The sequence below is a fragment of the Pseudarthrobacter albicanus genome, from assembly GCF_018224015.1.
Lineage (GTDB): Bacteria > Actinomycetota > Actinomycetes > Actinomycetales > Micrococcaceae > Arthrobacter > Arthrobacter albicanus.
The window spans coordinates 1-11,084 of the sequence record NZ_JAGPOT010000090.1 but is presented as its reverse complement, the minus strand read 5'-3'; the positions used below and the strand labels follow the sequence as shown (position 1 = coordinate 11,084).

At 69.0% G+C, this 11,084-nt stretch carries 12 protein-coding genes and 2 pseudogenes; 10 read left to right on the top strand and 4 right to left on the bottom strand.

The window, feature by feature from the left end; genetic code table 11:
- Positions 1-149: 149 nt before the first annotated feature.
- Genes J9611_RS17345 through J9611_RS17335 form a run of 3 tightly spaced genes read left to right on the top strand, consistent with a single transcriptional unit; the run spans position 150 to position 3,762 of the window.
- Positions 150-1,076: a DUF1684 domain-containing protein gene (locus J9611_RS17345; protein WP_211881964.1), complete on the top strand. Its 927-nt coding sequence runs from the start codon at positions 150-152 to the stop codon at positions 1,074-1,076.
- Positions 1,073-2,350 carry an LLM class flavin-dependent oxidoreductase gene (locus J9611_RS17340; protein WP_211881962.1) on the top strand — a complete coding sequence of 426 codons (1,278 nt, stop codon included), beginning with the start codon at positions 1,073-1,075 and terminating at the stop codon, positions 2,348-2,350. The genes J9611_RS17345 and J9611_RS17340 overlap by 4 nt, the downstream gene beginning before the upstream one ends.
- Positions 2,347-3,762 carry an NtaA/DmoA family FMN-dependent monooxygenase gene (locus J9611_RS17335; protein ID WP_211881960.1) on the top strand — a complete coding sequence of 472 codons (1,416 nt, stop codon included), beginning with the start codon at positions 2,347-2,349 and terminating at the stop codon, positions 3,760-3,762. The genes J9611_RS17340 and J9611_RS17335 overlap by 4 nt, the downstream gene beginning before the upstream one ends.
- 115 nt (positions 3,763-3,877) lie before the next feature.
- Here the strand turns inward: J9611_RS17335 and J9611_RS17330 are convergent, their stop codons facing one another.
- Both J9611_RS17330 and J9611_RS17325 read right to left on the bottom strand, forming a co-directional pair.
- Positions 3,878-4,186 (bottom strand): NIPSNAP family protein, encoded by a 309-nt coding sequence (locus tag J9611_RS17330; RefSeq protein WP_246527979.1) that lies wholly within the window; start codon positions 4,184-4,186, stop codon positions 3,878-3,880.
- Between the two features lie 171 nt (positions 4,187-4,357).
- A complete protein-coding gene (locus J9611_RS17325; RefSeq protein WP_211881957.1) occupies positions 4,358-5,344 on the bottom strand; it encodes an ABC transporter substrate-binding protein in 987 nt (328 codons plus the stop codon).
- Positions 5,345-5,599: 255 nt separating this feature from the next.
- On the opposite strand from J9611_RS17325, the gene J9611_RS17320 reads away from it, so the two are divergent.
- Positions 5,600-6,088, top strand: coding sequence for an SRPBCC family protein (locus tag J9611_RS17320; RefSeq protein WP_211881955.1), 489 nt, complete (start codon positions 5,600-5,602; stop codon positions 6,086-6,088).
- A gap of 6 nt (positions 6,089-6,094) precedes the next feature.
- Positions 6,095-6,697 (top strand): DUF6919 domain-containing protein, encoded by a 603-nt coding sequence (locus J9611_RS17315; protein ID WP_211881953.1) that lies wholly within the window; start codon positions 6,095-6,097, stop codon positions 6,695-6,697.
- Positions 6,698-6,738: 41 nt separating this feature from the next.
- Here J9611_RS17315 and J9611_RS17310 read toward each other — a convergent pair whose 3' ends face one another.
- The gene (locus tag J9611_RS17310) at positions 6,739-7,005 is read right to left on the bottom strand and encodes an antibiotic biosynthesis monooxygenase family protein (protein WP_307857138.1); all 267 of its coding nucleotides are present in this window, start codon (positions 7,003-7,005) and stop codon (positions 6,739-6,741) included.
- Positions 7,002-7,499: an aldehyde dehydrogenase family protein gene (locus J9611_RS17305; RefSeq protein ID WP_307857137.1), complete on the bottom strand. Its 498-nt coding sequence runs from the start codon at positions 7,497-7,499 to the stop codon at positions 7,002-7,004. The genes J9611_RS17310 and J9611_RS17305 overlap by 4 nt, the downstream gene beginning before the upstream one ends.
- A 9-nt stretch (positions 7,500-7,508) precedes the next feature.
- On the opposite strand from J9611_RS17305, the pseudogene J9611_RS17300 reads away from it, so the two are divergent.
- The 5 genes and pseudogenes from J9611_RS17300 to J9611_RS22045 form a co-directional block, all read left to right on the top strand.
- A pseudogene (locus tag J9611_RS17300) lies at positions 7,509-8,095 on the top strand (ABC transporter ATP-binding protein).
- Between the two features lie 9 nt (positions 8,096-8,104).
- Positions 8,105-8,809, top strand: coding sequence for an alpha/beta fold hydrolase (locus tag J9611_RS17295; protein WP_211881949.1), 705 nt, complete (start codon positions 8,105-8,107; stop codon positions 8,807-8,809).
- 52 nt (positions 8,810-8,861) lie between these two features.
- The gene (locus J9611_RS17290; RefSeq protein WP_211881947.1) at positions 8,862-9,287 is read left to right on the top strand and encodes a MarR family winged helix-turn-helix transcriptional regulator; all 426 of its coding nucleotides are present in this window, start codon (positions 8,862-8,864) and stop codon (positions 9,285-9,287) included.
- Positions 9,271-10,710 carry an MFS transporter gene (locus J9611_RS17285; protein ID WP_246527978.1) on the top strand — a complete coding sequence of 480 codons (1,440 nt, stop codon included), beginning with the start codon at positions 9,271-9,273 and terminating at the stop codon, positions 10,708-10,710. The genes J9611_RS17290 and J9611_RS17285 overlap by 17 nt, the downstream gene beginning before the upstream one ends.
- 148 nt (positions 10,711-10,858) lie before the next feature.
- A pseudogene (locus J9611_RS22045) lies at positions 10,859-10,984 on the top strand (aminoacyl-tRNA hydrolase); the annotation flags it as partial.
- Positions 10,985-11,084: the final 100 nt, after the last annotated feature.

The following is an 11,084-nucleotide window of genomic DNA, read 5'->3' as shown; positions in this document are numbered from 1 at the left end:
CGTCCGCGCCGCGGCGCCCACGACCCTCTGGTCGGAGGGCGATCCCTACGCCGGCCGACCCGAAGCCAGCCTCGCCGGCAAGGCAGGCACCACCGAACCCGACGCCGCGGCCCGCATCCAATCCGACCACGCCAACCACAGGAGCTCCCATGTCTACGCCCGCTGAACCGTCGTCCGCCCGGTGGTCGAGCTCGTCGAGACCGGATCTCGACAAGCTCGACCACCGGGACAAGCTCTACCACCGGGACGGTACCTTCGCCGCGGACTGGGCCCAATGGCACGCCGCGCACGAACGCCACCGCGCGGACCCCCACGGTTTCCTGGCCGTCACCCACCTGCACTGGCTTTCAGCCGAGCCGGCCCGGCTCGACGGCGCCCCGGGCACCTGGAGCGTGGAGAACGACGTCGTCCGCCTGGTTCTGGAGGCCGGCGACAGCCTGCTGCGGGACGGGCAGGAACTGAACCCGGACGGGACCGGGGCCAGCGTAGTGCTGGGCCCGGTTTCCGAGCGCGAAGGGCTCATCCTGTGCGTGGACGACGCCGGCGCCGGGCATACCGTGATCGAGCTCGCCAAGCGCGGCGGCCGCTATGTCGTGCGGCCGAGGCATCCCCTGAATCCCCTGCTGGCCGGCTACCGCGGCACGCCCACCTACGCGCCGGACGCCTCGTTCGCCGTCGAAGGGACCTTCGTGCCCTTCGAAACGCCGCGCAGCACCACCGTTGGCGCCGCCGTCGAGGGCATCCGGCATGTCTACGAGGCGCCCGGCGAGCTCCGCTTCCGGCTGGCGGGCCGGGACCTGGTGCTGACGGCCTTCAACGGGCATGTGTCCGGGACCCTGTCCGTGCTGTTCACGGACGCGACCTCGGGCAACACCACCTATGCGGCCAACCGCTCCCTCGCCGCCGCAGCCCCCGGCCCGGACGGGACGGTCACGCTCGACTTCAACCGGGCCGTGAACCTGCCCTGCGCCTACACGGACCTGGCGACCTGCCCGCTGCCGCCGGCGGAAAACCGCCTGCCGGTCGCCGTCGAGGCCGGAGAAAAAATCCCCTACGAACGTCAGGACGCGTCATGAGCCAGACCCCCCGGACCCGCCACGCCTCCGCAGGGAAGGGGCGCGGGCGTGGGCTCCTGCTGCTGGAGCTCGACGGCGCCGGGGCCCACCCGGCCGCGTGGCGGGCGTCCCGGACCGGGCCGGCCGCCGTGCTCACCCCGGCCCGGCTCCGCGACGTCGTCCTGGCCGCCGAATCCGCCGGATTCCACGCCGCCACCTTTGCCGACCGCCCGCTCGACCCTGGTCCGCTCCCCGCGGGGACGGACGCAACGGGGACGGCCGGGCCGGGACCGGACGCAACGGCGCGGCTCAACGCCCTGCAGCGCGCGGCCTTCGCCGGGCCCATCACCCGCTCCCTCGCGCTGATCCCGGAGGTGGACACGGCCTACACGGAGCCGTTCCATGTCTCCACCCAGCTCGCCAGCCTGGACTACGTCTCCGGCGGCCGGGCCGGCTGGCTCGTAGCCGCCTCTGGCAGCGCGGACGAAGCCGCCGCCGTCGGACGCGAAACCGTGCCCGGGGACCGGCTGGCGCAGGAAGCCGCCGACTCCATCGAGGTCAGCCGCCGCCTCTGGGACTCCTGGGAGGACGACGCCGTCATCCGCGACGTCCCCACCGGACGCTACCTGGACGCGGACAAGCTGCACTACATCGATTTCGAGGGCGGAAACTACTCAGTCAAGGGCCCGTCGATCGTGCCGCGGCCGCTGCAGGGGCAGCTCCCGGTGCTGGCCCGCGCCGGGCTCCTGGCCCGGGAAGCGGTCGCCGCCGGCGCCGTGGATGCCCTCCTCGTCTCGGCCCCGACGCCGGAGCTGCTGGCCGCGGAGATCACCGGGACGCGCGCTGATTTCGCTGGGGGCGCCGCCGGCGCCGGGCCCGCCCTGATCGCGGAGCTCGACGTCGTTCTGGACGCCCGCGGTGAGGCCGCCGCCGGCCGCCTCGCCGGGCTGGACGGCCACACGCCGTGGCAGAGCCCGCGGGCGCGTTTCGTCGGCACGGCGGCGGAACTCATCGAGCTGCTGGCGGAAGTCCTCGGCGTGGCCGACGGCGTCCGGCTGCACCCGGCGGTGCTGGAAGTCGACCTCGAGGAGCTGTCCCGGCTGGTGCTTCCCGAGCTCCGCCGCCGCGGCGTCCTGGCCCCCGTGGTCCTGGATGCCTCGTTCCGGGACCAGCTCGGCCTGGCCCGGCCCGCCAGCCGCTACGCCGCCACACCATCCGACGCCGCACCCGCCGCGGCACCCGCCGCCGCACCCGCCGCCGCACCCGCCGCAGCAAATCAAGGAGACAAATCGTGAGCCAGAATCCGAACCCGCATCCGGCCCGGGAGTTCACCCCCTCGGGCACGCTCCAGCTCGGTGTCTTCTTCCAGGGCGTCAACTCGGGAACCATCTGGAAGACGGCCGGGTCCGGCTCCCAGACGGACTTCGAATCGTTCCGCCGCCTCGCGCAGACCGCCGAGCGCGGCCTGTTCTCCGCGTTCTTCCTGGGTGAAGGCCTGCGGCTGCGTGAGCACCTGGGGCGCCCGCACGCCCTCGACGTCGCGGGCCGGCCGGACGCGCAGACCATGCTCGCCGCCCTGGCGTCAGTGACCTCGCACATCGGCCTGGTGGCCACCCAGAACACCACCTACAACGACCCCGCAGACCTGGCCCACCGGCTCTCCTCCCTGGACCTCATCTCCGGAGGCCGGGCCGCCTGGAACATCGTCACCACCGACAACGCCTGGACCGGGGCGAACTTCCGCCGCGGCGGCTACCTCGACCACGCGGACCGCTACGTCCACGCCGAGGCCTTCGTCCGGACCGCGAAGCAGATCTGGGACGCCTGGGACGACGGCGCCATCGCGGCGTCGGCCGCCGCCGGGCGCTGGTCCGCCCCCGGCGCGGTCCGCCGCGTGCGCCACGCCGGCCGGCACTACACCGTCGATGTCACGCCGCGGCTGCCGCGCAGCGCCCAGTACCGGCCGGTGCTGTTCCAGGCCGGGGATTCCCCGGAAGGGCGGGATTTCGCCGCACGCCAGGCCGACGTGATCTTCTCCGCCCACCCCACGTTCGACGCCGCCCTCGACTTCCGCCGCGACATCGTGGACCGCACGCTCAAGGCCGGGCGCGGCGCCAACGACGTCAAGATCATGCCGGCGAGCGAGTTCATCCTGGCGCCCACGCCGCAGGAGGCCCTGGAGAAGAAGGAATGGGTGCGCAGCCTGCAGATCGGCCCGCAGCAGGCGATCGCGTACCTCGAGCAGTTCTGGGGCCGCGAGCTCCAGTCCTTCGATCCGGACGGACCGCTGCCGGCGATCGATCCGGTGGTGGAGGAAACCTCGGAAACCCGCGGCAGCGGCTTCCACGGCGCCAAGGCCCGGCAGCTCGCCGACCAGTGGCGTGCCGAGGCCAAGGAAAAGGGCCTGTCCATCCGCCAGTTCGTGTCCGCCAGGACCAGCCGCGGGGACTCCACCTTCACCGGTTCCTATACAGAGGTGGCGGACCAGCTGGCGGAGTACGCGCGCGCCGGCGCCGTCGACGGCTTCAACATCTCGCCCTGGCTGATCCCGAGCGGGCTCGATGAGATCGTGGACCACCTGGTCCCGGCGCTGCAGGAGCGCGGCGTGTACCCGACCGAGTATGCGGGCACCACGCTGCGGGAAAACCTCGGCCTGGCCACCCCGGTGCGCCCTGCCGCCGCGGCCGAAGCCGAAGCCCGGGTCTGACTCCCCATTCTTTTGTGTCTGAGACTCATCGGCTGCTCCGCAACCGCCCTTTTCAGCCCCCGGAAGGGCAGTTGCGGAGCAATCGATGCGAGAAAAGCTACTTCTTGGTGACCGGTCAGCCCGCGGCCGGATTTTCGCTGGCCACTTGCTCCATGAGCCTGGCTGTCGGCGGTGCCGCCATCAGCGGCTCCATTATTTCCGGGTTATTCCACACCTGGGCGCGCAGCCGCTCCAGAAACGCAGCCGCGGCGTCCTTCGTGTCGAAGTCCAGGTGCACGGCCACATTGTTCTCGTCGTCGGTGTCCCGAAATACCCGGATCGAGCGGGCGCCCGAGGCGGCACGGCCTGCGGGATCCTTATCGAACGCCTGCTTCCATGCGGCGTAGTCCCGGACCGGATAACCTACCTGCAGCGTGAACATCATTGATCCTTCCCTCGATTGGGTAATCACCATAGAGCGTGCGGCGTCCATCTGGATAGGGCCGGAGGACTCTCCGGGAGGACAACAGCAACGCGGGGTCACCTCGCGCCCATGATCCCCTTCGGGACGGACGCGATGTGACCCCGCGTTGGTCTTCCTTGCCCTCCGGCGGCCTTACTTCTTGGGTAGGCCGGCCGGGTTCACTTCGGACTTCTTCACGGCCTCGGCGCTCAGGCCCCAGCGGTCCAGGATCCTGGCGTAGGTGCCGTCCTGGATCAGGTGGTTCAGGCCGGCCGCGGCGGCGACGGCGAAGCCGTTGTCCTTCTTGGTGGCCGCGGCGATGCTGGCCTTCAGCGGCCAGCCGCCGTCCACGAGGCCCACGAGCTTGGTCTTGGCATCCGAGGCGGCCTTGAAGGCTGCCGTGGCGTTGGGACCGAAGGTCAGGTCCGCGCGGCCGGACGCCAGGGCCAGCTGGGAGGCGGAATCGTCGTCGTAATACTGGAACTCAACCGGCTTCAGGCCGTTCTTCTTGTTCTCCTCGTCCCAGCGCAGCAGGATGGATTCCTGGTTGGTGCCGGAGCCCACGATCACGCGCTTGCCCGCAACGTCCGGCGCGGTCTCCACCTTGGTGATGGCGCTGCCGGCCGCGGCGTAGAAGCCCAGCTTGTCGTCGCGGTAGCTGGCGAAGTCGAACTTGAGCTTGCGCTCCTCGGTCACCGTCACGTTGGACAGCACCGCCTCATACTTGCCCGAATCGACGCCGAGGGGCCAGTCGGCCCAGGCGGTCGGCACGATCTCGGCTTCCAGGCCCAGCGACTCGGCCAGCGCGACGGCGATATCCACCTCGTTGCCGACCGGTGTCTTGTTGTCGGTGGCGTAGACGGCCAGCGGCGCGGCGAACGGGCTGACCGCCACGGTCAGCTTGCCGTCCTTTTTGATGGCGTCCGGGACGAGCGCGGCAGCGGCCTTGTCGACGGTGGCCTTCACCCGGTCCTGCTGCGGAGACAGGTTGAACGTCTTGACTCCGGAGGAGGACGACGACGACGCCGGGGTGCCGCTACCGGCGGCCGACGCGCCGGGGTCGGAGCAGGCCGCCAGGCCCAGCAGGGTGGTGGCGGCCAGGGCCACGCTGACGCCGGTCTTGACTGTATTTCTGGACATGATTCTCCCCTTGGAAGTCGTGGATTCAGTGCTCGTGCCAGCAACTATCCGGCGCGGCCGAATGCCGGTCAAAGCGTGGTGAAACCAAGGGATACAAGGGGTAAGCGCAGTTAATCCGGAGGCCCTGGACATGACCTGCGGCGGCCCCGTGTTACCGCAGGTTGCCGTTCGTGACGCGGCGGGACGAATTTCTACCCGGAGGGGCGCCGCTGGGCCTAGCCTGCATAGAAGACCACACGAACAGGAGGGGTGGACATGTCATTGGGCACCCGCCGGACCGTGCACCGGCTCAGCATCGACGCCCCTGAGGATGTCATCTTCAGCATGCTGCGGGACTCCGCGCACTGGCCGTATCTGGACGGCCTCACCGTCTACTCCGAGCGGGTCAGCGGCGACGATTCGAACCACGAACTTCGCACCTCCGTCGTCGCCAACGGATCGCTCAGCTCGAGCCGCTGCCGGCGGGTCTTCGACGCGGCCGGCCACGGCGCCGAGTTCCGCCAGCTCGACGTCGAGGCTCCGTTCCTGGCGCTCGGCGGAACGTGGGACATCCACCGGGCGGACGGACAGTCTGTGGTGACGCTCAGCCACGAGTACGCACTCGACGACGATACTGAGGAGCTCGCGGAGCGGGTCAACCGGAGCATCGACGAGTTCAGCCGGCGTGAGCTTGAGGCGCTCAGGCTCAGCTCCGAACGCCTGGCCCGGCTGCTGCAGCGGCACTCCGTCGTGCAGGAGGCCTGAATTTCGATGTCGAAGGATCAGTACACGACGGAACGGGACGGCTTCGGGCGCCTGCTGGCCGACCGCGAGGTCTGGCGGCAGGCCGCCACGATCCCGGCGGCCGGCGAGCTGACCGCACGGTGGCTGGAGGGCAGCAGCCAGTATCAGCCCGGGACCTTCACGCCCGGCATTGATGAAGAGACCAGGGGCATCGCCGCCCGGCTTGCCGAGCTGAACCGCAACGGCCTCTTCACCAAGGAATCACAACCGGGCGTCCTCGCGGAGGGCCACGCGCAGCGGGCCTACCTGACGGCTTTCTGCACCACGGAGGCGGCGTCGGCACTGCTGCAGCTCTCCGCCCGGACCGGCCTGGTGACCGTGGCTCACGCCCCCGGGGAAGCCAGCCGTGCGTCCATTCCGGTGACGGTGCAGCAGGACGAGGTGGTGACGGTCCTGGGCAGCAGTGAAAGCCCCGTCACCCCGGAGCAACTCACTGCGTGGTCCGAGGAGGCCAACGATGCCCTGGCCCTGGTCCTGGCCGACTCCTGGTACGTGGAGATCTTCGATCCCGTGTGGGGCAGGAACGAGATCCTCCTGCCGGCCGTCCTCAAGGCGCTGACGGAAGGCTGAGCTCCGGGCGCCGCGGCGGCCGCCGGCGGCGGAAGCAGACTTCAGCCGATGGTGGCCGCCTCGTCCAGGGTGTGCGGCTCGAAGTGTTCCAGCAGTTCCTTGATGGCCTGGAGGTTGTGCTGGAAATTTTCAGAGCCCCGCCACTGCTCGATCTGCTCCAGTGACTCCCAGGGCCCGGTGCTGATAAACCGGTTCGGCACGTCGCGGTCGTGCATCAGCACGCCCTTGGCGGCCGGGTAGTCCTCCTGCGTCTTCCTGGCCAGGTCCCGCCAGGCCTGTACGAAATCGTTCTCACGGCCCGGTTTCACCAACCAGATCCCAAGCGTATAGACCGACACGACGACCGCCTCCATTCATGACCGGGGTTGATACCTCGATTATGTTCCTGTCCCCCGGGGTGGCGGTAGGGCCGTTGGGTCCGACGCCGGCCGCCGAACGGCGCAGCATGGTTGGAGGCGAAAAAGTTGATGCCCACGGAGCCGGTGTCCGTCCGGTCCGCGACGGCGAGTGCCGCCTCGGGGTCCTGGCCGAACACCAGTCCGCCGAGGCCGAACTCGGTGTTGTTGGCCAGCGCGACAGCCTCATCAACACTGCCGCCGGCGTCGTCGTACTTCAGGATCGACAGCACCGGCCCGAAGATCTCCTCCCGGGAGATCCGCATGTCCGGTGTGACGCCGGCGAAAACCGTCGGCTCCACGAAGTAGCCGCCCTCCAGGCCCCCGCTGAGCGACGCCGCGCGTCCGCCGGTCGTGGCCCGGGCCCCCTCTGCCCGGCTTCTTCGCCTACGGCACCAGGCGCGCACCGTACAGCGGTGGGCCCGTCGGGCTCGGGCAAATCCAGTCTCCTGGCCGTCGCCGCCACCCTGGTCCGCCCCAGCGGCGGGGACGTGGTGATTGACGGGACCAATAGGCGGGGCTGAAGGACAGGGAACTGACCGCGCTGCGCAGGGAGAAGGTGGGCATCATCTTCCAGCAGCCCAACCTTCTGGCGTCCCTGACCGCCGTCGAACAGTTGATCATTGGCCACCACCTGCGCGGCAAACCGCTGAAGGCTGCGCGTTCGCGGGCCGCGGGACTCCTGGATCTGGTGGGGCTGGCCGCGTCCGCGGACAAGCGTCCGCATCAGCTCTCGGGCGGTCAGCGGCAGCGGGTGAACATTGCCCGGGCCCTGATGGGCAGTCCGAAGGTGCTCCTCGTGGACGAGCCGACGGCGGCACTGGACCACGTGCACAGCGCATCGATCGTCGGGTTGCTGCGCCGTGTCACGAACGAATTCCAGGTGGCCACCGTGATGGTCACGCATGACACCGAATTCGGCCCGCTGACGGATGCCGTCGCTGTGATGCGCGACGGCGGCCTGACCGCCCCGGCCTTACCCGGCGCCGGGGGCGCGGAGTAGGGTTCCGTCATGGACATCATCCTGGTACCCGGTTTCTGGTTGGACGCGTCGTCGTGGGAGCATGTGACGCCGGCGTTGGCCGCGGCGGGGCACACGCCCCACGCGATGACGCTGCCCGGCCTCGAATCCGTCGATGCACCCCGAGCGGGCATCAGCCTGCAGGACCATATTGCCGCCGTCGTAAATGCCGTCGACGCCATGGACGGAAATGTGGTCCTGGTGGGGCACTCGGGCGGGGGCGCGATCATCCACGGCGTGGCCGACGCGCGGCCTGACCGCGTAGCGCGGAACATTTACGTGGACAGCGGACCCCTCGGCGAGGGCGGCGTCATCAATGACCAGCTGCCCACCGACGGCGATGACGTGCCGTTGCCGCCATGGGAGGGCTTCGAGGACGCCGATCTGGTGGACCTCACCCACGAGCTCCGTGCTTCGTTCCGGGCGCGCGCCATTCCACAGCCCAAGGGCGTCGCTTACGGCAGGCAGCACCTGCACAACGTCCGCCGGTACGAGGTCCCCGCCACGGTGATCGCATGCGAATTCCCGTCATCGCTCCTGACCGGATGGATCGACGCGGGCCACCCCTTCGTCGCCGAGCTGGCCCGCATCCACGACGTCGAGTACGTGGACCTCCCCACCGGGCATTGGCCCCAGTTCACCAAACCTGTGGAGTTGGGCCAGGCGATCCTGGCGGCGGTGGAGCAGACGGGGTGAGCTTGCCAGCAATGCACAAGTAACTTGATCAAGCTGCTTGTATAATTGACGCATGACCCTCCAGGCGATGACGACCTCCTTCTTCGAAACCCTGTATCCGCTGTTGAGGCGGCTGAACGCCGAACGAACCATCTCCCCCGGCAAGATGGGCGTGTTGCGGCATCTGGCCGAGCATGGGCGCGCCACCACCTCGGAACTGGCGGTTGCCGGGCGGGTCAGCCCGCAAGGCATTTCGCTCGCCGCCCGGGAGCTTGAGCGCTGGCAGTTCGTGGTCCGCGTCCCCGACGCTGAAGACCGGCGCCGGATCTGGATCGAACTCACGGACGCGGGGCGGCAGAAGCTGCGCGAGGAGTCCTCGGCCGGCCATGAGTGGCTGGACCAGGCAATCAGGGAGCGCCTGACGCCGGACGAGCGGAAGACGCTGGAGGCGGCCATCCCAGTCCTGAAAAAGCTTGGATCGGATGTGTCCGTTGATTGAGGCGCGATCGGGCGCACGGCTGATCCCGGCCCTGGTCTACGCAGCCCTCTCCACGGCGATCGTGAGCTCCCTGGGCATGCTCCTGGTTCCCACCATCTCCCGCGAGATGGATGTTACGGTGAGTACCGCGCAGTGGATGCTCACCATCAACCTCCTGGTCGGCGCCGTCGCCACGCCGGTCATGGGCCGGCTCAGCGACGGCCCCCACAAGAAGCGACTCCTGCTCACGTCGCTGTTGATCATCCTCATCGGGTCCATCATCGCCGCCGCGGCACCGAATTTCACCGTTTTCCTGATCGGACGGGCGCTTCAGGGCCTGAGCTACGGGATCGTGCCGGTGACCATCGCCCTTGCCCGCCGCTACGTGGCCGCCGAAAAAGTGCAATTCTCAATTTCCAGCCTGTCGGTGACCGTTTCCACGGGTATGGGGATCGGCTACCCCCTGACCGGAATTATTGCCGGGCTCATGGACTTCCGGTTCGCGTTCTGGTTCGCCGCGTTGTTCGTGGTCACGGCCATCATTGTGGTCTTCCGCGTTGTGCCGGCGGGCCCTGACGAACGGGCCCCACGGATCCCGTTCGACTTCAGGGGCGCAGGCCTGCTCGGCCTCGGTCTCGGCGCCCTTCTCCTCGGCGTCAGCGAAGGGCCCAACTGGGGTTGGAGCTCACCATCGACCATCGGCGCCTTCATCCTCGCGGCCATCGTCCTTACGGCCTGGGTCGGGGCTGAGCTGCGGACGCGGCATCCCCTGGTCAACCTTCGGGTTCTCCGGAATGCTGAAGTGCTGCTGGCCAACGGCACGGCGGCCGGCCTGGGCGCCGCCATGTACATCGGCCTTTCGATCTCCAGCCTGGTCGCCCAGGCGCCCGCCTCCACCGGCTACGGGATTGCGCTTCCCCTGTTCTGGGCCGGCTTCGTGATGTTCCCGCTCTCGGTGGGAAGCTTCAGCGCCAACCGCCTGGTGCGCCGCCTGTCGCGCCGGATCCGCCTCACGGCCCTGCTGCCGATGGGCGCCGGCGTGATGGCGTCCGCGGGAATAATTATCTGGCTGGCCCATACCGAACTCTGGGAAATCCTGATCGGGATGCTGGTGTTGGGCGTTGGAATGGGAACGAGCTACGCGGCCATGCCTGCGCTGATTGCCCGCAGCGTGGCCACCGCAGAGCTGGGCAGCTCCGTGAGCTTCAACCAGGTCCTGCGCACCGTGGGAAGCTCATTCGGCACCGCCGTTGCGGGCGCGGTGCTCGCGGCGGACATCGCGCCGGACCTTCACCCGTCGGGTGCCGGGATCAGCGCAACGCTCGGGATCGGCGCGGTCCTTTGCGCGGTGGTGTTCATCGCACTGCTTGTCCATACCTTTGTCTCGCGTTCACCCCGAGACAGCGATAAGCGGCCCGAACCCCGGGCCGCGGGTACTCGGTAGCTATTCAGCCCGCGCCCTGGACTGCCCCCTGACCAGGCGGGCTGTTCACAGCCACGCCGCTGGCCATCGTAAACAGGCCGCCGGTTCGCCGGCAGAGTCTCATGGAAGACCACCAGCGACGCCAGCAGGACGGCGACGCCGACGGCCGCGAGGAACAGGAGGTCAACAAGTCAACACCTCGGACAGCCGCGTCGAACTCTCGTGGAACGTCGCCGACTCTGCCTCGCTTTCGGACGGCCAACGGCTGATGCTGCTCACGCGTCTAGGACTGCGCTGAACAATTTGGGTGGTTTAAGGCGCGCCTGCTGGACTTCGCGCAGTGGTCCTTAAGACTGGGTGTATGCAAGGAATTGAGGCGGCCCAGCGCGGATATT